This is a genomic window from Methylobacterium sp. CM6246 (assembly GCF_054818005.1).
Genome location: NZ_JBTXKY010000003.1, coordinates 99,446 through 123,093, shown reverse-complemented (window position 1 = coordinate 123,093; position 23,648 = coordinate 99,446). Strand labels below are relative to the sequence as shown.

The following is a 23,648-nucleotide window of genomic DNA, read 5'->3' as shown; positions in this document are numbered from 1 at the left end:
AGGCAAACACGGGCTGACCCTCACCTTGTAGCCTCACTGGCTTCACTCCAGCGGGCAACTCAAAGATACAAGGCAGTCCGTCGCGCGATCCAGCTACGTGAAGAGAGCGTAAGGTCGCTGGCCAAGCGCTACGGCGTCAGTCCGACGACGGTGCAGAAGTGGCGTAAACGGACGAGCACAGCGGATGCCCGGATGGGACCCAAGGAACCGCGCTCCACCGTGCTCACCGTTGAGGAGGAAGCGATCATTGTCGCTTTCCGCCGGCACACCCTGCTGCCGCTTGACGACTGCCTTTACGGCTTGCAGCCGACGATCCCGCACCTGACGCGATCCTCGCTGCATCGCTGCCTGGAACGGCATGGCATCAGCCGACTACCCGAGATCGACGGCAACAAACCCAAGAAGCAGCGCTTTGCGACCTACGCCATCGGCTATGTGCACGTCGACATCGCTGAGGTGAGCACGGCCGAAGGTAAGCTCAGGCTGTTCGTAGCCATTGATCGAACCAGCAAGTTTGCCTTCGTTCGGCTCGTGGAGAGCGCCGGCAAGATGGAGGCGGCGCAGTTCCTGCGCGATTTCATCGAGGCGGTGCCTTACCGCATCCACACCGTGCTCACAGACAACGGCGTTCAGTTCACATCACGCCGACAGGACATCTACGATAGCCAGCACATCTTCGACCGCGTCTGCAACGAGCACGACATCGAGCATCGGCTTACCAAGGTGAACCATCCTTGGACCAACGGACAGGTCGAGCGGATGAACCGCACGATCAAGGAGGCGACGGTCAAGCGCTACCACTACGACAGCCACGACCAGCTTCGAACGCATCTGCACCTGTTCGTCGATGCCTACAATCATGCTCGCAGGCTCAAGACCCTGCGGGGCCTGACACCAACTGAGTTCATCTTGAACGCCTGGACGAAAGAACCCAATCGCTTCAGGATCGACCCGTCACACCTCATCCCGGGACCATACACCTAGTGGGCGAAATCAGACGCTTGATACCTGGCTCTGGGCCCATGGCCGCTAACCAACGGCTCGCGAGACATAATCTGTGTTAAGCCCCTCCGATGTCGGACGGGGTCGGCCAATCCTGGTTTGTGGCCATCGGCGCCTCTGGCGCTGACGGCCTCGACGACATCAGGGTGATACTGCGCGAGTTGCCGCCCTCGCTGAACGCCGTCGTGCTGATCGTCCTGCACAGGCTCTGGGACAAACCTAGCCATCTCGCCGCTGTGCTTGGGCGAGTGGCCCACATGCCAGTCTGTGTGGCTTTAGACGGTGATCGGTACACCCCGGGCACGGCCTACATCGGCGAGCCGGCGGATCACCTCACGCTGGCAGCCAACAGCTTTGGGAGATTGGTGGACGATCCGAACCGGACGCAGCGCAACCGAACCGTAGACCTACTGTTTCGATCCGTTGCGGCGCATGGCGGCTCGCGCATCATCGGGGTAGTTCTGTCCGGATCCCTCGATGACGGGTCGCGTGGGCTGGCGGCCATCAACGAGATCGGCGGCCTCACGATGGTCGTCACACCTGCGCGGCCGCCGGAGCAGGGCATGCCGGAGAACGCCATTTCGTATGACGGTCCTATCGACCTGATCGGAAGCCCGTCTGAGATCGCCCAGGCCATCTGTGCTGCCGTCCAGCAGCCGTGAAGCTACCCACATCGGAGGGCAGCCGTTTCCAGACGGTACCAAGCGCCGGACTTGGTCCACTAGGGCTTTGACCAACGAGCCGATGCACGGCACCATGGCGCGTCCTCACGAGGGACACCCATCGGCCCGGTCCGCATATCTTACCCCCGAGTGTGGATTGGACCGGTGGGCCTTGGCGCTGGACGGCGGGCTGCCCCGTGATCGGGGAGGGTAGCTCGCCGGCGCTCTCGATCTACAGCTTCAAAGGGAACCGGGCGGCGTATTCTTCGCGCAGGGCAGCGAGACGCCCCTGTAGTTCAAGCACCTTCACCCGCTTCCCCACCGCAATGTCCCGTATCGCTTCAACCTCTGGTTGATCAGACAGGGCTTCTGCCGCTCGCGTAAGCTCATTTGCCATCGACTCGGTGTTTGAGATGTCTCGCGAGAGGACGTCCATCAGCTTCAGCATAGCCTGTTGCAGGTCCAAGGCGTTCATCAGGCGGCCCGCTTAGCGACTTTGGCCACCGTCGCGCGGCTGCACCCCGTGGCAGCCTGCACCTGGGACCAGCTCATCCCGCGGGCGAGCATGTCCGCGATACCGGCGTTGCGCTTGGTGTCCTCCGGGCGGCCCTTGTAGAGGCCGGCAGCCTTTGCCTTGGCCTGGCCCTCGGCCTGCCGGCGACGGCGATCCTCGAAATCCTTCCGGACGACTGCGGTGAGCATATCGAGCATCATGCCGTTGATCGCCTCGAACATCCGGGCGGTGAAGGCGTCCTCGTTAGCCGTTGCCATCATCCACGACGTCGGCAGGTCCAGGGCAACGACGCGCACCTGACGGGCGGCCAGCTCGGTCTTGAGCTTGTCCCAGTCGGCGGCCGTGAGGCGCGACAGCCGGTCCACTTGTTCAACGAGAAGGACGTCGCCTGGCCGTGAGTCCTTCAGCAGCCGGAACAGCTCCGGGCGGGCGAGTGTCGATCCGGACTCGTTCTCGACATACCACGAAGCGATCCGCAGGCCCCGTTCGTCGGAGAAGGCTTCTAGCGCCTCGCGAGCGCGGCTGGCGTCCTGCTCGTTGGTAGATGCGCGAAGGTAGGCCCGGACGAACATCAGAACAGCTATCGGTCTGGTTTGAATAGTTCATTGATAGGTAGTCTGTTTTGAACAGTCAAACGGTATTTTATGAACTAGCCTCAAGCCGGTGCGCTGAGGACATACCCAAACCGCACCGGCTCGACCCGCTGCTTTGGATGGTAAGCGAACCTGAACCCTTCTCCTTGAAGCCGACGCGTCGCCTCCGACCCATTACGGCTGGAAAATTCCTGACCCGTCACCCAACCAGGTCAGCTCCGCGCTCGGCCCTCGTCCCAATGATCAGGCTGTCCTAACTGCCAGGACCTTGTCGATCCGACGTCCGTCCATGTCGACGACCTCAAAGCGCCAGCCGCCGGCCTCGAAGGCGTCTCCAGCGGCTGGTATACGACCCAGTTGAAAGATCACGTAGCCGGCCAGCGTATTGAAGTCGTCTGAAGTCGGGTCCTCGGACAGCTCGAGCCGTTCGAGCGCCTCGCGGGCCGGCATCATGCCGTCGATCAGCAGCGAGCCGTCCGGGCGCTCAACCACGTCCGGTTCGTCGCCGGCCTCCGGGATGTCGCCGGCGATAGCCTCCAGCAGGTCCGTCTGGGTGACGATGCCCTCAAGGCTGCCGTACTCGTCCACGACCACAGCCATGCGCATCGGTTGGCTCTGGAAAGTCTCCAGCACCGCAAGGATGGTCATGCTCTCGTGCACGACAATGGGCGGCTGTGTGGCCGCCAGAACGTCGATGTCCTTGCCGTCGAGCACCTGGTCGAGCAGATCTTGCTTGCGCACGATCCCGACGATCTCGTCGACGTCGCCACGGCTGACGACGACCTGAGCGTGATCGCATTCGCGCACAGCCTTCAGCACGACGTCCCGTGGGTCGTCGGCATCGATCCAGAAGACCTCGTGGCGCGGGGTCATGATGTCCCGGACCTTGCGCTCGCCGATGGCGAAAATGCGCTCCACCGCCTCCTGTTGGACCTCACGGATCAGGCCGGCTTCCTGGCTCGCTTGGATGAGCAGGTTGAGCTCAGCGGTCGAATGCAGCGAGCCCTCGCCGTGACCGGCCTGGAGGTCGAAGAGCCGAAGCACGCCGTTGCCGAGGCCGTTGAGCAACAGGATCGCCGGGCGGAAGACGAGCAGGAACAGGCCGAGCGGACGGACGACGGCCAGCGCCGTGCGCTCGCTGCGCTGGATGTGTTTCGGCGTGCAACTTTGGGTCTGACTCACTTTCGGTGCAGGGGAGTTGATGGATCTCGGCTTTGGTCGTCGGAGATCCTGCCATGCCTCGCAGCCTGCATCCCAACTCGGTAATTCCGCGCGGACTCGTCATCGATCATGTCGAGATCGGCTCTGGCCTGACCATCACCGCCCGGCCTGTCGCCACCCTGGCCCGGTGTCCAAGCTGCGATCGGCCTTCGTCTCGAATCCATAGCCGCTACACGCGTACCCTGTCCGATCTGCCTGTCGCCGGGAGACCCGTCGTCATCGATGTCAGCGTCCGCCGCTTCCGCTGCGTCGGGATAGACTGCCGGACCAGGATCTTCGCCGAGCGGCTCGGGCCGGATCTCGCCGCTACCTACGCCCGGCGTACGGCCCGGCTCGACTGCATCGTGCGTCATCTGGGCCTTGCCCTTGGCGGCAGGCCCGCTGCCTGCTTCGCGCGTCGTCTTATGGTCCCTGCCAGTCGGGATACGATGCTCCGAACCGTGCGCCGCCGTGCCGTCCGTCCGGTGGAGCGTCCGAGCGTGATCGGCATCGACGACTGGGCCTTCCGTCGGGGACAGCGCTACGGCACGCTGGTCTGCGACCTGGAACGGCGACGTGTCATCGCCCTGCTACCGGATCGAGAGAGTAGCACGGTCGAGACATGGCTCGCCGCTCACCCCGAGATCACCATCGTCGCCCGTGACCGCGGCGGTGGGTATGGGGAAGCGACAGCGCGGGCTCTACCCCATGCCCTTCAAGTCGCCGATCGCTGGCATCTGATGGAGAATGCCAGCGCTGCCTTCCTCGACGCAGTGCGCAAGTCGATGGCCGCCATCCGCATCGCGGTGGGAGCCGCGACGGTCGATCCCGAACGTCTGACCTGCGCCGAGCGCCTGCAGTACGACGGCTATCTTCGGAGGGAGGCGACGGGCGAGGCGATCCTGGCTCTGTCGCGACAGGGCATGCCGATCAAGAAGATTGCCCGGACGACCGGGCACAGTCGCAAGCTCGTGCGCGACGTGCTTCGCGGTCTGACCGGCGACGTCTTCCGCGCCCGCCAGAGCAGCCTGGATGCCCATCTGCCCCGGCTCGATGCCGAATGGGCGGCCGGCTGTCGCAACGGGGCTGAACTCTGGCGTCGGCTTCGCGCGAACGGGTTCACCGGCAGCTTGCGGGTGGTCGGGGAATGGGCGACGCGGAGGCGACGCAGTGAGCGGGCGCCGGAGGGCGCGCCCAGCACGGTGCCGTCAGCGCGGATCCTCTCCCGGCTGATGACGACGGGGCGGGACAGCCTGACGAAGGCCGAAGCCGTCCTTGTGGCGACGATCGAGGGGGAGGTGCCGAGGCTCGACGAGGCAAGGGCCCTGTTGTCGCGCTTCCAAACTATGATCCGCGAACGGCGTCGATCCGATCTCGACACCTGGATCGAGGCTGCGGCCCGCAGCCTTCTGGCGTCCTTCGCCGGCGGCCTGCTCAAGGACAAGGCGGCTGCCGCTGCAGCTCTCACGCAACCATGGTCGAACCGCCAGACCGAAGGGCAGATTACCCGCCTGAAGCTCGTGAAGCGACAGATGTTCGGCCGCGCCAAACTCGACCTGCTCGAAGCTCGGCTGATCGGTACACCATGAGCCCCCCTGCATCGAGATTGCGCCAGACCCAATGTTCAACGCTGTTTGACAACGACATGTGACAACACCCTTCGGCGGCCGGGTGTTTCCTATCCACCACCTGCGACCAGATGCGCAGGGCGACGGCAGGATCGGTCTACTCGGTTCGCCGCGGGATGAGCTTGCCCAGGATGCGCGCCAACTGATCGGCCGAGTATGGCTTATGCAGCAGCTCGAAGCCGTCCAATCCGTCCTGGGCGAGGACGTGGCTGTATCCGGACGCCAACAGTACCGGCAGGTCCGGGAAGCGCCGTTGCAGCAGCCTCGCCAGCTCGATCCCGCCCATGCCGGGCATCACCACGTCCGAGAACACCGCGTCGAACCCGGCACCGTCCGGGCCGAGCGTGTCCAAGGCGGCCTCGGCGTTGGTCGCCCACGTGGTCCGGTAGCCGCAATCCTCCAGGATTTGGGTGGCGAAGCGCCCGACCTCGATGTTGTCCTCAACGACCAGCACGCATTGGCCGTCGCCCCCGAGAATTGCCTCGTTGTCGCGTGAGACGACGGGCGCAACGAACGCGGGGCTGTCGATCTCGGGCAGGTAGAGGGTGAAGGTAGTCCCCTGGCCCAGCGTGCTCTCAACGTCGATGTCGCCGCCCGATTGCTTGGCGAAGCCGAACACCTGGGACAGGCCGAGGCCCGTGCCCTTGCCGACTTCCTTGGTGGTGAAGAACGGCTCGAAGATGCGTGCGAGCTGGTCGAGGGCGATGCCGCTTCCCGTGTCGGTGAGCGACACCGCAGCGAATGGACTGGCAGCCCCAGCATGACCCCGTATAGCGGGAAGCCTGACGGCGCAGACGAGGCGTAACGTCAACGTTCCCTCGCCGTCCATCGCGTCCCGCGCATTGACCGCCATGTTGATGAGGGCGGTCTCGAACTGACTGAGGTCGGCCTTCACGAAGCAGGGCTCGTCCGGCAACTCGGTGACGACGCTGATGCGGGCCCCGGTGACCGTGTCGAGCATGTCGGCCACGGCCGCCGCCTGCTTTCCGACGTCGAAAATCTGGGGTTTGAGCGTTTGGCGCCTGGCGAAAGCGAGAAGTTGGCCGGTCAGCTTCGCGGCCCGGTCGACGGTGTCGGAAACCGCATCCATGTACCGGATACGGCGCTCCTCGGAGAGATCCGGGCGGCGGAGGAAGTCGACCGACGAGCGGATGATGGTCAGCAGGTTGTTGAAGTCGTGCGCGACGCCCCCCGTCAATTGCCCAACCGCCTCCAGCTTCTGTGACTGCCTCAGGGACTCCTCGGCCGAGGAAAGCCGTTCCTGGTACCGCCGCCGCTCGGTGACGTCCTGTACGTACTGGAAGGCGCCGATCATCTGCCCCTCGGTGTCCCGCAGGGTCGTGAACTTGAGCTCGTAGTAGGGACGCTTCCTGTCCGGACTTCCGAACTCCTGGACCAGCGTGAACTCCTCGCCGGCCAACGCCCTTCCCCAAGTCTCCCGAACCTGGGCGAGCATGTCGGGGAGGTGCGACAGCAGGTCGAGGATACGGTCACCAACCTTGGGACGAACCCCAAAAACCGCCTCGAATTCCTCGATCCAGGTGCGGTTGGCGGCCAGGAGCCGGAAGTCCATGTCGAGGGCCCCGACGAGGGCGTCGGTGGTCTCGAACACCTCGGCCCAGAGCTTGCGCTGCAGGAGCGCCTCCTCGACGCGCCGCTCCAGCGTCGCGTTCATCTCGCGCAGGCTGGCCTCGGCGAGCTTCTTGTCGTGGACGTCCTCGACCACCCCGTACCATCGCACGATGGCGCCGCCTTCGTTCCGGCGTGGCCGGGCACGGGCACGCATCCAGCGATGCTCCCCGGTTGCTGCCATGCGTACGCGATAGTCCACGTCCACGGGCTCGCCCGATGCCAGCGAGGCCGAGAACACGGCGAGGGTCTCCGGGAGGTCGTCCGGGTGCAGCGCCTTGAGCCAGCCAGTCCCGTCCGGCTCCCCCGGTTCCTGTCCTGTCAGTTCGAGCCATCGTTTAGAGTACGAGGTGATGTTACCGGCTGGGTCGCAGGTCCAAGGTACCTGCGGATTGAGCTCGACCGTCTGCCGGTAGTGCTCCTCGCTCTCGCGCAGGGCACGGTCGCCCAGCACCCGGCCGGTGGTCTCGTTTGTGAAGATGAAAAGACCCGCGACGCAGCCGGCGCCGTCGAGCACGCGCGAGTAGGAGAACGAGAACCAGGTCTCGGCCTCGCCACGGTCGGTATCGAGCTTCCATAATAGGTCGTCGAAACGGCGGCTGCGTCCGGCGAAGGCGTCCTCGATGATTGGCTTCGCCTGCGCCCAGGCATCGGCCCACACCACGTCGAAGCGCTCGCCCATCGCCCATTCCAGGCGGGGACCGAGCAGCGGGAAGTAGGTGTCATTGAAGAAGAAGTGGAGGTCCGGCCCCCAGGTCAGAATCATCGACTCCGGCGAGTTAAGCACGAGGCTGAGCGCCGTGCGGAAACCTTCAGACCAGGTCTCGGGCGATCCGAGGGGATGGCCCGTCCAGTCACGCTGGCGGATCATGCGGGCGGCCTCGCCGCCGCCAGCCAGGAAGGCCAGGGGGTCGATCACCTTGTCAGGACCCGCAGGCGAGAAGCGGCAACCACGGCGCCGGCCTTGGTTCGGTTCTGTATGACGTCGCAGTGGTCATGCGGGCCTTGGTGGATCGGTTCGTGAACCTGCAACGTGCCACTCCCCGACAAGGCTGCCTGAGATCGACGGAATGCCTCACGGCTTCGCGAGTAACGAGGCAGGCAGTCACGCATGTACAGGCGTGCCGTCAATGCACGTCGCCGTCGCGGACGTGCCACCGGGTTTCGTAGCGAAGGTTACCACCAAGCGGTCCAAGCCCGGACGAGCTGAATGCGAAGTTGCTGGGGTCTGCGCAGACGCTTGGCTTGACCCCAGACTTCAGGCCGCAGCCTCGTCGCTCGCTTCCTGCATAGAGGCAAGCGACGCCTCCAGGCGGCAAGTAAGGCCAGTCGGCGCGTAGGTGAGCTTGACCTCGCCGCCGACCTCGGCCGCGAAGCTCCGCTCGATCAGGCGCGATCCGAAGCCGCGGCGCGTCGGTTGCGCCAGGATGGGCGGTCCACCTTGCTCGGACCAAGTTAGGCAGAAGCGGAGCGCACCGCCCTCGTGGATGACATGCCAGCGCAAATCGACCGTGCCGGAGTCGTTCGACAGGGCCCCGTACTTTGCCGCGTTGGTGGCGAGTTCGTGTAGGGCGAGCGCCAACGCGAGGGCCGCCTTGGCGGATAGGGGAACGTTGGGGCCGCTGGCCCGGATGCGGGATGCCGCCTCCCCCCGGTGCACGGTCAAGGCGCCGTCCACGACGTCGGCGATGGGGGCCTGGGTCCAGCTGGATTGGGTGAGGATGTCGTGGGCACGCCCGAGCGAGATAAGGCGGGCCGAGAACGCCTCCCGGGCTCCCTCCAGATCCGCGGCATTGCGGAAGGTCTGGCTGGCAATCGCCTGGACCATGGCGAGGGTGTTCTTGACCCGGTGCTGCAACTCGCCGGTAAGCAGGCGCTGGTGCTCCTCGGAGCGTTTCCGCTCGCTGATGTCGAGCATCGCCCCGATCATGCGCACAGCCCGGCCTTGCTCGTCACGGATGACGTAGCCGCGGTCGAGAATGTCGGCGTAGGAGCCGTCGGCCCTACGGAAGCGGTACTCGTCGGTCCAGGTCGTACCGGTTCGGTCAATGACCGCATGGATGGAGGCGTCGATGCGGGGCCGGTCGTCGTGGTGGATATGGCCGATCCACCAGTCGCCCGTGGCCTCGACGGTCTCCGGCCAGTACCCGTAGGCCGCTTGGAGCGCCTCGTTCCATAGGACGTGGTTGGTAGTCAGGTCCCAGTCCCAGATCGCGTCGTTGGTGGCGCGCGCGGCGAGGCGGTAGCGCTCCTCTGTCTCCCGCAACACCTGTTCCGCCCTACGGGCTTCGGTGACGTCGCGCGCCGTGCCGATGAGGCGCATCGGACGGTCCCCCTCGAACAGCGTTTTGCCCTTGGCCGATACCCACCGCTCGGTCCCGTTTCTCGGGTCGATGGTGCGATAGGTGATGTCGTAGGTGCCGCCCCTGGTCGGATCGAGCGCAGCGCTGACCGCATGGTCGGCCCGTTCGCGGTCGTCCGGATGCAAACGCGCGAGGTAGACCTCAAGGTTCACCGGATCGTCCGGCATCAGGCCGAAGAAGGCCCGGGTGCGGGTGTCCCAATTGAGCACGTCACCGACCAGATCATAGTCGAAGATGCCGGTCCCCGTCGCATCGACGGCCAAGCGCAGTTGTTCCCGCGCCTCGCGCAGGTCCTCGTCGACTCGCCTACGATCATGGATGTCGCTGTTGCTGCCGAGCCAGCCCACCACCTGTCCGCTGCCGTCGCGCCTCGGCTCGGCTCGGATCAGGAACCAGCGGTAGGCCCCGTCGTGCCGGCGCAGGCGTGCCTCCGTGTCGTAGGTGACCTCGTTCGTGCGCGCGTGGTCCCAGACGTTGAGCAGGCCAGGCAGGTCGTCAGGATGGATCGCATTCCCCCATCCGAGCGGCAGTGCCTGCTCGGGCGTCTGGCCGGTGTAGGCGTACCAGCGGTCGTTGAGATAGCTGAGGCTGCCGTCCGGGTTGCCGAACCAGATGACGGCCGGTGCCAGTTCCGTGAGGGCCTGAAAGCGCTCCTCGGCAACCTTGCGCTCGTGGATGTCGAGCGAGGTTCCGATCCAGCTGCGAAGCGTTCCATCGGCATCGCGCACTGGCTGGGCCCGGGACAGGAACCAGCGGTACTCGCCATCAGCCCGACGAAGCGGGAATTCTACCTCGTAGGGTTGGCCGCCCAGCGCCGCCAAGAGCCATGCCGCGCGGGTCGCCTCGCGATGGTCCGGATGGATCACCCCCATCCAGCTCGCCTCGCCGGTCTGTTCGGCCGGCAAGCCCGTGTAATCGTACCAGTACGCGTTGCAGTAGGTGACGTTGCCATCCGCATCACCGAACCAGACGACCTAAGGGCTCACCTCGACAAGGGACCGGTAGCGCAACTCACTGGCTTGTAGGGCGGCCCCCGCCTTGCGCTCCCCGGTGCGGTCGCGCAAAATCTTGACGAAGCCGAGAACCTCGCCGCCCTCCGATCTTAGGGGCATCATCTCGCCGCTGGCCCAGAACCGGCTGCCATCCCTACGTAGGTGCTAGCGCTCATCGGGGGCGCTGTCGTTCTCCGTCGCCAGACGCATCTCAGTTTCGGGCCGCTCGTTGGCACGGTCCTCCGGCGTGAAGAACGCATCGACCGGCCGCCCCAACATCTCCGCCTGCGTCCATCCGAGGATGCGCTCGGCGCCGGTGTTCCAGCGCGTGACGCGCCCCTCCGGGTCGGTTGCGACGATGGCGTAGTCCGTGGCGCTGTCGAGGATGCGCTCGTGGAGCAGGCGTTGCTCGGCTTGTTCACGCAGCGCGCGGCGCAACTCCATGTGGGCCATGGTCTGCCGGGCGAGCCGCATCAGGCCCTTGCGCTGTCGTTCGGTCAGATCGTGAGGCTTGGTGTCGAGTACGCAGACCGTGCCGATGGGCTGGCCTTCCGCGGTCTTCAGCAAGGCGCCCGCGTAGAAGCGCAGGCCGGGATCGCCCGTGACCAGCGGATTGCCCTCGAAACGCCGGTCGCGGCGCGCGTCCGGGATGCAGAGGAAGTCTTCCTGGAGGAGGGCTTGGCGGCAGAACGACGTCTCCAGCGGCGTCTCACGCACGCCCAGGCCGACCTCGGCCTTGAAGAACTGGCGACCGTCACCGACGAGATTGACCACCGCGATGGGCGTATCGCACAGCTCAGCCGCGGCTTCGGCGACCTCGTCGAAGTCCTGCTCGCGAGGCGTGTCCAGCAGTCGGTAGCGGTCGAGGGCGCGAAGTCGTTCGACCTCCTCGTCGCTCATCGTGGCGCGATCCATGGGCATGTTAGGCTCAAGCGGCCTGAATCGTTCCGATCCGTGATGATTCCGACTTTGGCGACAATCACATGCACGCAACCCTGCTCGATGTTTTGCCGGACCATGCACGGATTTGTCGCCCGCGTCCCAACCACGACCGCGCGACGTAGCATCTCGCCTCTACTGTTGGCCGACGCCTGACCCACCCGCCTTTCGGGCAACGGGCCATCAACGCTGCGGGAGTGGAACTTCGATGCTGATCCGCAGACCGTCGGCGTCTGAGGCGATATCGACCTTGGCTCCGGTCTGTGCGGCAAGGATCCGGTTGATCAGCCGCATGCCAAAGCCTTCCCTGGTAGGGAGCGCCGGCGGTGGCCCGTCATGCTCGTTCCAGACGAAGGCCAGGTGAGGGGCCTGCGTCTCGTAATCAACCGCCCACGTCACGGTGACCCGGCCATCGGGATGCCCCAACGCCCCGTGTCGAAGGGCGTTGCTGGTGAGTTCGTGCAGGGCCATGCCCATAGGCACCGCGAGTACGGACGGGAGTGTCACGGCCGGCCCCCGAAGCGTGATGCGGTCGTGTTCGTTGTAGGGGTCAAGCTCGGCCCTGAGCAGGCCCTCGAACGAGGCGATCTGCGCCTTGTCTTCTGTGATGAGCGCGTGGGTCCGGGCCAGGGACACGATGCGCCCCGTGAAGGCCCGGCCGAACTCCGCCATCGTCACGGACGACCGCATCGTCGCGTTCAGGACAGCCTGGACAGTCGCCAGGGTGTTCTTCACGCGATGATGAAGCTCGCGGACCATCAGGGCCTGCCGCTCCTCGTAGGCCCGGCGGTCGGTGACATCCCGCTGGGCCGAAACCCAATGCGTGATCCGGCCGTCGGCCTCCCTGACGGGGGTGATCAGCCACTCGACCATGTAGGTCGAACCATCCTTGCGGTAGTTCAGCGCCTCGCCCTGGAAGGCTTCTTCCTTCTCAAGCAATGACCGGGCGCGGTCGAGCTCGGCGCGTTCCGTCCTCGGCCCCTGCAGGAAGCGCGGGCTTCGGCCGATCACCTCGTCCAACGGGTAGCCGGACAGGCGCACGAAGGCGGCGTTGGCGTATTCGATGCGCGGCCCAGGCTCGTCGAGCTCTGCCGTGGTGATCAGGATGGCCTCGCCGGTCGCCTCGACGGCGGCCTTCAGCAGCCTAAGGTCGATCCCGCCCGGCTCACTCTCTTCTCGCACCGACACCGCAACTCTCTTTCGATGTCGCGGGGGGGGAAGTCGCCCCTCATCCGGGACGAGCGCCGGTCCCTATCCCATCGACCAGGACATAACTTGCGTTAAGCGAGCGGGTTGCCCGGCGCACCAAGTGTCGTGCTCCTTCGGGGCAGAACGGACCGCCTCCGGAATAAGGAGGATCTCAGCGGGGATCCCGGAACTGACATCTCTGGCCTTGGGCAGTCGCGATTGAAGCGGCGCGAAGAGAGGCATTCCCGCCCGATCACCACCGGGATGCGGCAGCCACCTTCGAGGCGCCCGGCCTGGCCGGGCTGGAACAGCCTAAGGCGCCGCCGTCTTGCCTTTGGTGAGGCAGGTCTCGTGCGGAAGGCAGGATGCAGGGCTACGTAACTTCTTTCGGTTTGGGCCTCGTTGCGGGGATGCGCAACATGACCGGGTGCGCTGCCTTGGCTTGGGCCGCCTCCGAGGGTCGTACGCGCGGAAACCTCATCCCTGTCGGTCCCGGCGCCCGCATGCTCGCCACGGGGGCGGCAATGGCGGAGATGGCCGGGGACAAGATGCCATTCGCTCCGGATCGGCGCATACCACCATCCTTCGCGTTACGGCTCGCCGTTGGTGCGTTCGGGGGATGGGCTTTGGCCGGGCGCCGCTCGTCCCCCGAAATCGGTGCAATGGCCGGCGTTGCCGGTGCGGTCGCCGGGACGCTCCTCGGACGCGCTGCCCGGGGGCCCGACTCACGCACGGCGCCCGGCCGCGCCAACGGCCTCGCCGAGGATGCCGTCGCCGTCGGCCTCGCCGTCCTGGTGATCTCCTCAGCCGAGCGCCAACCCCATACGACAGATGGGATCTTCCGAACCCGCAGCACATAGGACCACCGTGCCTTGCGTGATGGCGCATGCCCCTCATCGTGTAGGGACCGTAATCGGACTGGATCGGGACATGCCGGTGCCACCGGCGGGAGCCAGTCCACAGGGGCCGAGACACGAGCCGGAAGGCTTGGATCAGGCGGAGCCCTCGATCAGGCCTCGGATGCGGGTCGCGAGGGTCTCCAGCATGAACGGCTTGGTCAGGACCTGCATCCCGGGTCGGAGGTGTCCGTTCCCCAGGACGGCGTTCTCTGCATAGCCGGTGATGAAGAGCACCTTCAGGTCGGGGCGCCGCTCATGCGCGGCGTCCGCCATCTGACGGCCGTTCATCCCGCCCGGGAGGCCGACGTCCGTCACAAGCAGATCGATGCGGACGTCGGACTGCAGCACCTTCAGGCCGGACACGCTGTCAGCGGCCTCGATGGCGGTGTAACCCAGATCCTCAAGAACCTCGGTGACCAGCATCCGAACCGAGGGCTCGTCGTCGACGATCAGCACGGTCTCGCCCTGGCCGGCACGGCCGACCTCGGCAAGCCGTCGGGCGACATCGGCTTCGTCGGCGTCGCCGTAGTGGCGCGGTAGGTAGAGGCAGACGGTCGTGCCCTCGCCGACCTCAGAATAGATCCGGACCTGCCCCCCGGACTGGCGCGCGAACCCGTACACCATCGACAGGCCCAACCCCGTGCCCTCGCCGAGGGGCTTGGTCGTGAAGAACGGTTCGAGCACTTTCGTCAGGAGGTCGGCCGACATCCCGGTCCCTGTGTCGCTGACGCAAAGGCTGAGGTACTGGCCGGGCGGCATGTCATGCTGCCGGGCGCCGGCCTCGTCCATCCACTTGTTGGCGGTCTCGATGGTGATGCGACCGCCGTCTGGCATGGCGTCGCGCGCGTTGATGCACAGGTTCAACAATGCGTTCTCAAGCTGGCCGGGATCGATCAGGGCCGGCCAGATCCCGGCGAGGCCGACCACCTCAAGGTGGATGGCCGGACCGACGGTACGCCGGACGAGTTCCTCCATTCCCGTGACGAGGCGGTTCACGTCCGTCGGCTTGGGGTCGAGGGTCTGGCGGCGGGAGAATGCCAGCAGGCGATGCGTCAGGGCCGCGGCGCGTTTGGCCGCGCCCTGAGCCACCGTCATGTAGCGGTCGATCTCGGTGAGGCGCCCTTGCGTCATCCGGGTCTGCATCAGCTCCAGCGAGCCCGAGATGCCGGCGAGTAGGTTGTTGAAATCATGTGCCAGGCCGCCGGTGAGCTGGCCGACGGCCTCCATCTTCTGGCTCTGGCGCAGGGCCTCCTCGGTCCTGGCGAGGGTCTCGGCCTGCCGCTTGGCCTCCGTCACGTTCCGGACGGAGGCGTAGATTAAGCCGTCGCGCGGCACGGCATTCCAGGACAGCCAGACGTCGCTGCCGTCCTTGTGCCGGTAGCGGTTCTCGAAGGTGATCTGCGGCTCGCCGCGCGCCAAGCCGGTCGCGGCCACCAGGGTCGAGGCGACGTCGTCGGGATGCACGAAGTCGAGGAAAGGCTGTGCCCTCATCTCGGCCTCGGTCCATCCCAGCGTTCTGGGCCAAGCTGGATTGAGGCTGACGAAGTAGCCATCGAAATTAGCCACGCAGAGCAGATCCGAGGAAGCCTACCAGACCTGGTCGCGTTCGGCCGTCCGCGCCGCGACCTGCCCGGCGAGGTTGGCTTCCGTCCGCTTGCGTGCCGTGACGTCGTGAACGAACACGTGGAAGCCATCGACGGCTCCATCCCCGGTGCGACGGGGCAGGTAGCGGACCTCTGCCACCCGGTCGTGTCCGTCACGACGGGGCCAATCGAGCTCGAAGGTGACCGCCTCGCCCGTCAGCGCGCGATCCATGTACGGCCTGCGTGCGGCGTAGTTCTCCACGCCCAAAAGGTCTCTGACATCACGGCCTACGACTTCTTCGGCCGGCATTGAGAACCAGTCGTCGTAGGCCTTGTTGGCGAAACGATAGACGTAGTCGGCGCCGATGAAGGAGATCAGGACCGGCAGCGCGTCCGTGATGAGACGGAGCTCGCGCTCGCTGGCCTCGACCCGCTTCTCGATGGTCCTCCGCTCGGTGATGTCCGAGAAGAAGACGGCCACACGGTGCGCATCCGGGTCGCCGGTCCGCAGGGCCCGTACGTCGAACCAGCGTCCGAACACATCCGCGTAGTGCTCGAAGTGAGCGGGCTCCCCGGTGAGCGCAACGCGTCCGTAGGTATCGAACCAATACCGTTCGAGGTTAGGAGCAAACTCGCTCACCCACCGGCCGGCCACGTCGGCACCGGTCTGCCGTACGAATGCGGGATTGGCCTCGACGATCCGGTAATCGACGGCACGCTCGCCCTCGAACCGCATCTCGATGATGCAGAAGCCGACCTCGATGCTTTCGAACAGGGTACGAAAGCGCGCCTCGTTCACCCGTAAGGCGGCCTCGCCGAGCGTGCGTTCGGTGACGTCGTGACCCTCGACGAAGATGCCGCTGACGGCCCCACGGGCGTCAGTGATGGGCTGGTAGACGAAGTCGAGATAGCGCTCGTTGACCGTTCCGCCGGGCACGGCCTGGACGTCGAATCGGGCACCCATCGCCCTGTGGGCCTGCCCCGAGCGAAAGACCGCGTCGAGCAGCTCGACATAGCCTTGGGCGGCCGCATCCGGCAACGCCTCGGCCACGGTGCTGCCGATCACGTCGCGATGGTCGATGGCGCGCTGGTAGGCGGCGTTCGTCAGGGCGAAGCGGTGCTCCGGGCCAGTCAGCAGGGCGATGAAGCTGGGCGCCTGCTCGAACATCTGTGCGAGCGACGCCGACTGGGCGCGCAAACGGCGCACCTCGACTTCGAGTTGCTCACGGGGCAGCGTCGAGGGATCTGAGGGATCGGCAGCCTGCATGCCAGGCGGGTTAGGGTTGAATTGTGTTGGACGCGAGGACGTTGAGCCCTGTCCGTTCTATCGCCGCGCCGGCATCTACCGGACGTCCGTGGCAGGAAGCCCCCGGAGGAGAATCGGTTAGGATCGGTCCTTGTCCGACGCATTCTCGATGCATCGAAGCGCCGCGAGATTGGCACGCCCTTCCAGTGCCCTGATGCGGTGATGGCGGCTCAGGCGCAGCATGGCGTCAGCGGAGGCATGGTGGCCGTCATCGCGGAGGGTGTCGGCGATCGTCGCGAAGTCACGCGCCGCATCCTCGTCGGTGACGAAGCGGCGTGCCAACGCGTTCACCAAGTCTGCGACGGCTTGGGTCATGCGCTCGCACCGTCCTCGTACGGGGACATCAGATCGCCTCGCGGATTGCGAGCACAAGGTCCTTGGGACGATAGGGTTTGCCGAGGAAGTGACCGGAATCCGGCACCTCGCAGTCGGCCAGTCTCCTACCGCCGGACGTCACGACCAACCCGATATGGGGCCAGGCATCCGCCACGCGTTCCGCGAGGACGAACCCATTCATCGAACCCGGCATGTCGATGTCCGTGAACAGCACCCGGATGTCGGCTTGGCGCTTCTCCAGGATAGTCCAGGCCGCATCGGCGTGGGGCGCCTCGGTCACCACGAAGCCGGCTTCCTCCAGCATGTCGACCACCATCATGCGGATCAAACCCTCGTCCTCGACGACAAGGACGTGGTGCGACGAACGTGATGCATCTTGGGTTGGCATGGACTGACTCGATCACCTTGTCACGGATCGAAACTAACCCATGATAGAGGTAAGCGCCTTGGCTGAACTTCGTTTCAGCGTGGCCGTGCGATTCCCCCGCCGCGTATATCCGGCCGCTTGCATGCGCCCAGTCCCTCCACCAACCGCAGTGCGATGCCTCCGCCGCCCCGTCACCTGAAGCGGCGCGCCGCGGAACGACCGATCCGCGCCTCGAATGCCGGACAAGGGGAAGGCAGGTGCGGCTTGGGCCTGGACGAGGTGATCCGTAGCGTCCCGGACGGCTTCACCGTGGCTCCACCCGAGCCGTAGGATCAGCGCCTAAGCGGCGGGGCGTCCTCGGCCTGAAGGCCGCTGAGGGGAGCGTCGATCATGCAGACGACGCCATCCACCGGATAGGAAAGGTCCACCTCACCGCCGAAGCTTCCTGCAAGGCCGCGCCCGATCAACCGTGTACCGAACCCCGTCCGCGTCGGCTTTGCGACGGGAGGACCGCCATGCTCGGACCATCGCAGGGCGCAGTAAGGCTCGCCGTCCTTCGTGCGGACATCCCAGTCCACGGAAACCTTCCCCTGCGCGGTGGACAGAGCCCCGTACTTGGCGGCGTTGGTGGCCAGTTCGTGCAGGATCAACGACAGGGACATCGCCGCCTTCGACCCGACCTTGAACGTCGGGCCTTCCAGGACGAAGCGGCCTGAATTGTCCTCGTGGCTGCGCAGGGCGCTCTCGATGAGAACCTTGATCGGTGCCGCACCCAACTCGCCGCCGAGGAGCAGGTCGTGGGAATTGCCCAGCGCGATCAGGCGTCCGGCGAGCACGTCCTTGGCCGTGTTCAGGTCGGTCGCAGTTCGCATGGTCTGGGTGGCGATGGATTGGACCATCGCCAGCATGTTCTTCATGCGATGGCTAAGAGCGCCTAACAGAACCGTCTGATCTGGTTGAGAGTGATGAGGCTGGCGGCGAGGCTCGTGAAGGCCTCGTAGATGTCTGCGCGTCGCTCGTAGCGGATGGGCAATCGACGGAATCGGTTGAACCAAGCGTGGGTGCGCTCCACGACCCAACGATGACGACCGAGTTTCTCGCTGCTCTCGATGCCCCTACGTGCGATGCGCGGCACGATCCCCCGCACCCGGCACTCCTGGCGGCGGGGTCTGGCATCGTAAGCCTTGTCAGCGTGCAGCTTGTCTGGACGACGTCGCGGTCGTCCGCGCCGACCGCTCCGCACAGACGGGATGGCATCGAGGGTGGCCGCCATCATGACGGTGTCGTGCCGGTTGGCACCGCTCAGGCAGAAGCCGAGCGGCGTGCCGCGCGCGTCGGTGACGAGATGGCGCTTCGTGCCCGGCTTGCCCCGATCCGTCGGGTTCGGGCCGGTGGCAGGCCCCCCTTTTTGGCCGGGACAGACGCGCTGTCCAGGCAAGCCCGGCTCCAGTCGATCTCCCCTGCTGCGTGCAGGCGCTCCAGCAACAAGTCATGCAGACGGCTCCAAACGCCCGCCGCCTGCCAATCCCGCAGTCGCCGCCAACAACTCATGCCGGAGCCGCAGCCCATCTCGGCCGGCAGCATTTCCCACGGCAGCCCCGAGCGCAGCACGAACAGGATGCCCGTGAGTGCGGCCCGGTTCTCAATTGGACGACGCCCGCCCTTCGGACGCGGCCGAGGCGGCGGGAGGAGCGGCGCGATCTCATCCCAGAGATCATCGGGGAGAAGCAGTCTGGCCATGCCAAACCAACGCTGAAAACCAAGCTCGGTGCCGTTCTGTTAGGCGTTCTAAGTTCGAGGTTCAGAGTCCGCTGCCGCTCCTCCGCCTCGATCCGGGCCAGCGCGGCGCGGGTCCGGTCCGCGATGTTGTTGGCGAAGCTGATCTCCTCGGGCTTCCAGGCGTACGGGGCGTCCTTGAGGGCGTAGAGCAGGGACACGAACCGTCCGTGCTCCATCAGCGGAAGGTTGAGCAGCGACCGCACGTGGATGGCCGCCAGGGCACCGGCATCCGAGGCGGTTCGAGGGTCGTCCGTGACATCGTCGATGATCACGGCATGGCCGTTCTTCAGGCTCTCGATGTACGTGCCGTAGTCCCGGAACCCGTGCACGCCTCCGACGCTCGGGATACCCGGCACCGTCCAACCTTCGCCTATGACGATGGTCTCCCGGTCGTGGTCCACCGCGCCGTATCCGGCATGGGACAGCCTAAGCGTCCGGCCCAGGATCTCGGACGCCACGCGCGCGATCTCCGCCTTGTCGTTCGTGTTTCGCAACCGGTCGCCGAGTTCCGCCAGCGCCGCGCGCCGGGCCTCAGCCTGCTTGCGTTCCGAGACGTCGATGAACATCGCTGCGAAGCGCTGACCCGCCTCGCGATAGGCGCGCACCTCGAAGGCCCGACCCAATTCCGGCACCGCGATGTCGAAAACCTCCGGAGTGCCGGTGTCGACGACGCGTGCGTAGGTCTCGATCACCCAGTCAGGAATGTCCGGAATGGCCTCTCGGATCGTGCGGCCCACGGTTTCGACGGGCAGGCCGGATTGCGCGGCGAAGGCCGGGTTGATCTCCACGAGCCGGCAATCGATGGCCCGGCCCTCCGCGTCGCGGATGATCTGGCCACTGAAGAAGCCTTCCTGCATGCCCTCGAAGAGGCCCCGCCAACGCTTCTCGCTGTCGGCGATGAGCTGCTCGGAAGCGCGTTGCCGGGTGATGTCGCGCGAGACGACGAGGAGTCTCTCCGGCTGACCGTCGGCCCCCCGGATCGGGGTGACCTGCACGTCCCACCACTTCGGCGTGCCCTTGAGCGTATCGGCCGGAGCCTGGAAATGTCCCGTGCCGCCGGCCAGCGCCGCCCAGAACGCCGACTTGGCGTCGGCCCGGGCCTGCCCGTGCCAGAAGTCCGTCCAATCGCGGCCCCTGACCTGATCGAGGTCGTCGGCCTCCATCACGGTCAATCCGCCCTCGTTCATGAAGGTCAGCCTGGCGTCGGGATCGAGCACCTTGATGCAATCGGCCGACGAGGACAGCACGCCACGCATGAACGCCGCGTCGGCCTGCTCTTTGGCCGCGGCGTTTCGCTGGGTCGTGCGGTCGCGAAGGATCTTGAGGAAGCCCTCGTGCCGGCCGTCGTCGTCACGGAGCGGCACCATTTCTCCGTTGGCCCAGAACAGGCTGCCGTCCTTGCGCAGGTGCCAACGCTCGTCGTTCCCGCGCCCGTGCAGCAGGGCCGATGCCATCTCCTGCTCGGGAATGCCCGTCGCGACATCCTCATCGGTGAAAAAGACGTCGGCGGGATTACCGCGCATCTCTGTCTCGTCCCAGCCTAGGATGCGTTCAGCGCCCGGGGACCAGCTCGTCACCATGCCCTTCAGGTCCATGGAGACGATGGCGTAGTCGACCGCACTCTCCAGGATCGCCTTGTTGCGGCGGTCGCTCTCCTTGCGCAGCCGGAGCGAGCGGCGCAGTTCCAGTGTGGTCACGACCTGATGGGCAAGCGTGCGCAAGACGAACGCCTGCGAAGGCGTGAGTTTGTTCGGCTTGGTGTCCATGACGCAAAGCGCACCCAGGGCGACGCCGTCCGGCGTCCTCAGCGGTGCACCGGCATAGAAGCGGACCCTGGGTCTGCCGGTCACATGAGCGTTGTTCGAGGTGCGGGAGTCCTGCGTCAGGTCCCCGATCTCGAAGACGTCGTCCTGCTGCACGGCATAGGAGCAGATTGACTGGGACAGGGGCGTCTCGCTCTGCCCGAAGCCGGTCTCAGCCTTGAACCATTGGCGTTCGCCATCGAGGAGCGAGATCAGCGACACCGGCATGCCGCAGACCTCGGACGCCACCTTCACGATATCGTCGAACTCGGACTCGGCCGGCGTATCAAGGATGGCGTAGCTGGCCATCTCGGCCTGTCTGCGATGTTCGACCTGCTCCCCTTCACCGAACATTCGCCCGCCCATCGTTCCCTTCGATGCCATTCCGGATACGTGGCCGGCCCGGCGAGGTTTGCCCGCATTTGTCTGGGGCTTCAATGGCATGCCTTGCAGCCGGTCCTGCCGGATCCCCGGTGATGCGCTCGACGGCACGACGCGGTCCGGTGGTGAGACCTTCCGGCACTCAGGCCATGCCGACCGGCCGCACGCCGGTGCCATCGCTGAACGAGGTGAACCGGTCCGGCTCGTCCAAGGGAACGTCGAGGGTGCAGCGTAAGCCTCCCGCGGCGAACTCCAGCCGGACCATGCCGCCGAGTTCCCGGCTGACCCCGCCCGTGATCAGGCGGGTTCCGAAACCGCGCTTGCCCGGCTCCTGCACCGGCGGTCCCCCGCTCTCTCGCCACTCCATGGCGAGACGCCTCGTGCCACCCTCGCCGACGACGACGTTCCAGATGACATCGACGCGCCCGGTCTCGGTCGAGAGCGCACCGTACTTGGCGGCGTTGGTCGTGAGTTCGTGCACCGTCATGCCGAGCGCCAGGACGTAGCGCGGCGCCAGGTCGAGGTCGGTCCCCTTCAGGCCGAAACGGTGGTCCTGATCGTCCCGGAAGGGGGAAAGTTCGTTCTCCAGCACCGTGCGCAGCGACGCGCCGCCCCAGTCGTCCCGCGAGAGCAGGTCATGGGTCTTCGATAGGGAGAGGATACGCCTCTCCAGCCGCACGCCCTTGTCGTCGTCGCGGCGGGTCTGCCGGGCGAGGGATTGTACTGTGGTCAGGGTATTGCGGACGCGATGGTTCAACTCGTGCAGCATCATGGTTTGCCGCTCCTGCAGGACGTGGCTGCGAGCGACCTCGTCGCGCAACTCGCCCTCGTGCCGCTGCAGCGAGGCCGCCATGGCGTCGAACGCCTCCCCAAGCTGCCCAAACTCGCCGCTACCGGAGATCCCGGTCCGTGCCCCCAACTCGCCGGCACGCCAAGCGCTGGCCGCCGCGAGCAGGCGCCGCACCGGCCGGCGGATGAAGGCGCGGCCCGCCATGAGAGCCGCCGCGACTGCCAGGGCCGCCCCGAGGCCGATCAGCACCACCCCGCGTCGGGTCGCGGCGTCGATGTCGGCGAAGGCCGTGGCTGGCGACAGACCCACCGCCACCGTCAGGGAGTCGAGATCCTCCGGCGAGGCTGCGGCCACCGCCGTGATGCGGGTGTCGCCGAGCAGGCCAGGCAGGTCGGCGACACTGCCTCGGTGATCGGTCAGCGCCTTCCATAAGCTCGTGGGAAGCGGCTTGCCCGCCCAAGCCTCGTGATCAGGAAGGCGAGCCAGGATCGTGCCTTTCCGGTCCGCAACAGTGAGCGTGGCGTCCGGCGGCAGCCCGGCAGTGGCCTGTCGCGCCGCGAGATAGGAGAGGTCGATGCTCGTGATCACGACGCCGTCCGGGCGACCGTCGCCGTCATCGTCGACGATAGCCTGCGCGAACTGGATGGTCGGACGGTGGGTAACCCTGCCCATCACGACTTCCCCGACGGCGAACCCACCGGAACGCATCGCATCCTGAAAGTACGCACGGTCAGCGACCGAGTACGACCCAGCTGGCGACGAGATCGTGTTGCATCGGATGCGTCCGTCCGCATCGACGACGCCGAAGAAGAAGGACCCGGGCACCTGCCCAACGACCGTAGCGAGGTACGCCGTGCAAGCCCGTGCGTCCTTGCCGCGGATCTCGGGGAGGCCGGCCAGGATGCCGAGCACCTGCCGCGCGCCGCGGCCGAACTGACCGAGGTCGGCGGCGACGCCCCGGGCCGTCCGCATCGCTTCGTTGCGGACGGCCTCGGCGCGGGCAGCACGCAGCGCGTACTCGTTGTACCCCTGGACGGCCAAAGCCGGCACGAGCGCCAGAACGACCAGGCCCACGATCCGTTTCGTCAATGACATCGAGGGCTTCAACCTGGATCTGGGTACCCCCGGTCGCGCGTCTCGGGATTTTACCAACCAACTAGGTCGGGTTTTTCAAACCGCCATTGCGGCACGCAGGTAGCTTCCCCGACATCGGTGCGCTCGTACCCCGACTGCTTCCCGGATGTCAGGTCGGCTCTCGCCACCGCGACCAGTGGCGTGGAGGATGCTCGGACGGCCTTTGGGCTCGCCGACCGTCGTTCTCAGACTGGTTCAGACCTACTGTGCAACGAAAAAGGCCGCCCAGTTTCCATTGGACGGCCCAATAATCTAGGCTGCTTCAGCGCGGAACTTAGATGTTTTAAGACGTGTCTTAGGGTCGGCTATCAAAAGTGGGCGTATCAGCACTGCAGTAGTGCAGGACCACCATGGTGTTGGTGATATTGATCGCCGGGTTCGCGACATGTGTAGGAGCGCCCTGGCATAGGTTGCTAGTTCCGGCAGCGTCGTAGCATTCTCGGCTTTGACGATGAGAGCAGCTGAGCGGAGGGGTAAGCATCTATCGATAGGACGCATATCCGCTTGACCCCAATACGCCACCGGAGGCAGCCAGACCGCTACCCACCCAACCCAGTCGCA

13 protein-coding genes and 4 pseudogenes are annotated in these 23,648 nt (G+C 65.9%); 4 read left to right on the top strand and 13 right to left on the bottom strand.

Features of this window, described 5'->3' with window-relative positions; all coding sequences use genetic code 11:
* The first annotated feature begins 36 nt into the window (after positions 1-36).
* On the top strand, positions 37-984 hold the full coding sequence (locus ACYQPG_RS30720) for an IS481 family transposase (protein WP_147899421.1): 948 nt from the start codon (positions 37-39) through the stop codon (positions 982-984).
* Positions 985-1,073: 89 nt separating this feature from the next.
* Positions 1,074-1,664 carry a chemotaxis protein CheB gene (locus tag ACYQPG_RS30715; RefSeq protein ID WP_461232711.1) on the top strand — a complete coding sequence of 197 codons (591 nt, stop codon included), beginning with the start codon at positions 1,074-1,076 and terminating at the stop codon, positions 1,662-1,664.
* Between the two features lie 232 nt (positions 1,665-1,896).
* Here ACYQPG_RS30715 and ACYQPG_RS30710 read toward each other — a convergent pair whose 3' ends face one another.
* The 3 genes and pseudogenes from ACYQPG_RS30710 to ACYQPG_RS30700 all read right to left on the bottom strand — a co-directional run.
* The gene (locus tag ACYQPG_RS30710) at positions 1,897-2,139 is read right to left on the bottom strand and encodes a hypothetical protein (protein WP_461232710.1); all 243 of its coding nucleotides are present in this window, start codon (positions 2,137-2,139) and stop codon (positions 1,897-1,899) included.
* Positions 2,139-2,750, bottom strand: coding sequence for a recombinase family protein (locus ACYQPG_RS30705; RefSeq protein WP_461232709.1), 612 nt, complete (start codon positions 2,748-2,750; stop codon positions 2,139-2,141). Before ACYQPG_RS30705 ends, ACYQPG_RS30710 begins: the two co-directional genes overlap by 1 nt.
* 264 nt (positions 2,751-3,014) lie before the next feature.
* Positions 3,015-3,920: pseudogene (locus ACYQPG_RS30700) on the bottom strand (hemolysin family protein); the annotation flags it as partial.
* Positions 3,921-4,006: 86 nt separating this feature from the next.
* On the opposite strand from ACYQPG_RS30700, the gene ACYQPG_RS30695 reads away from it, so the two are divergent.
* The gene (locus tag ACYQPG_RS30695; protein ID WP_461232708.1) at positions 4,007-5,560 is read left to right on the top strand and encodes an ISL3 family transposase; all 1,554 of its coding nucleotides are present in this window, start codon (positions 4,007-4,009) and stop codon (positions 5,558-5,560) included.
* Positions 5,561-5,696: 136 nt separating this feature from the next.
* On the opposite strand, the gene ACYQPG_RS30690 is transcribed toward ACYQPG_RS30695, so the two are convergent.
* The 3 genes and pseudogenes from ACYQPG_RS30690 to ACYQPG_RS30680 form a co-directional block, all read right to left on the bottom strand.
* Positions 5,697-8,147: a PAS domain-containing protein gene (locus tag ACYQPG_RS30690; RefSeq protein WP_461232707.1), complete on the bottom strand. Its 2,451-nt coding sequence runs from the start codon at positions 8,145-8,147 to the stop codon at positions 5,697-5,699.
* A gap of 339 nt (positions 8,148-8,486) precedes the next feature.
* Positions 8,487-11,483: pseudogene (locus tag ACYQPG_RS30685) on the bottom strand (PAS domain S-box protein).
* 222 nt (positions 11,484-11,705) lie between these two features.
* Positions 11,706-12,710 carry an HWE histidine kinase domain-containing protein gene (locus tag ACYQPG_RS30680; RefSeq protein ID WP_461232706.1) on the bottom strand — a complete coding sequence of 335 codons (1,005 nt, stop codon included), beginning with the start codon at positions 12,708-12,710 and terminating at the stop codon, positions 11,706-11,708.
* A 365-nt stretch (positions 12,711-13,075) separates the two neighbouring features.
* Here ACYQPG_RS30680 and ACYQPG_RS30675 point away from each other — a divergent pair, with 365 nt between their 5' ends.
* The gene (locus tag ACYQPG_RS30675; protein WP_461232705.1) at positions 13,076-13,570 is read left to right on the top strand and encodes a hypothetical protein; all 495 of its coding nucleotides are present in this window, start codon (positions 13,076-13,078) and stop codon (positions 13,568-13,570) included.
* Between the two features lie 132 nt (positions 13,571-13,702).
* On the opposite strand, the pseudogene ACYQPG_RS30670 reads toward ACYQPG_RS30675, so the two are convergent.
* The 7 genes and pseudogenes from ACYQPG_RS30670 to ACYQPG_RS30640 all read right to left on the bottom strand — a co-directional run bounded on the left by ACYQPG_RS30670 (position 13,703) and on the right by ACYQPG_RS30640 (position 23,048).
* Positions 13,703-16,360, bottom strand: a pseudogene (locus tag ACYQPG_RS30670) (hybrid sensor histidine kinase/response regulator).
* A gap of 216 nt (positions 16,361-16,576) precedes the next feature.
* The gene (locus ACYQPG_RS30665; protein WP_461232704.1) at positions 16,577-16,813 is read right to left on the bottom strand and encodes a hypothetical protein; all 237 of its coding nucleotides are present in this window, start codon (positions 16,811-16,813) and stop codon (positions 16,577-16,579) included.
* Between the two features lie 28 nt (positions 16,814-16,841).
* Positions 16,842-17,222, bottom strand: coding sequence for a response regulator (locus tag ACYQPG_RS30660; RefSeq protein WP_461232703.1), 381 nt, complete (start codon positions 17,220-17,222; stop codon positions 16,842-16,844).
* A gap of 311 nt (positions 17,223-17,533) precedes the next feature.
* Complete coding sequence (locus ACYQPG_RS30655; RefSeq protein ID WP_461232702.1) at positions 17,534-18,118, bottom strand: sensor histidine kinase; 585 nt, start codon at positions 18,116-18,118, stop codon at positions 17,534-17,536.
* A gap of 17 nt (positions 18,119-18,135) precedes the next feature.
* Positions 18,136-18,941 (bottom strand): IS5 family transposase gene (locus tag ACYQPG_RS30650; RefSeq protein ID WP_147942043.1). Its coding sequence is split into 2 segments (ribosomal slippage): positions 18,136-18,605 and positions 18,605-18,941, totalling 807 coding nucleotides; the frame shifts between segments, so codons are not numbered across the junction.
* 113 nt (positions 18,942-19,054) lie between these two features.
* Positions 19,055-21,091: pseudogene (locus ACYQPG_RS30645) on the bottom strand (PAS domain-containing protein); the annotation flags it as partial.
* A 214-nt stretch (positions 21,092-21,305) separates the two neighbouring features.
* On the bottom strand, positions 21,306-23,048 hold the full coding sequence (locus ACYQPG_RS30640; RefSeq protein WP_461232701.1) for an HWE histidine kinase domain-containing protein: 1,743 nt from the start codon (positions 23,046-23,048) through the stop codon (positions 21,306-21,308).
* Between the last annotated feature and the right edge of the window lie 600 nt (positions 23,049-23,648).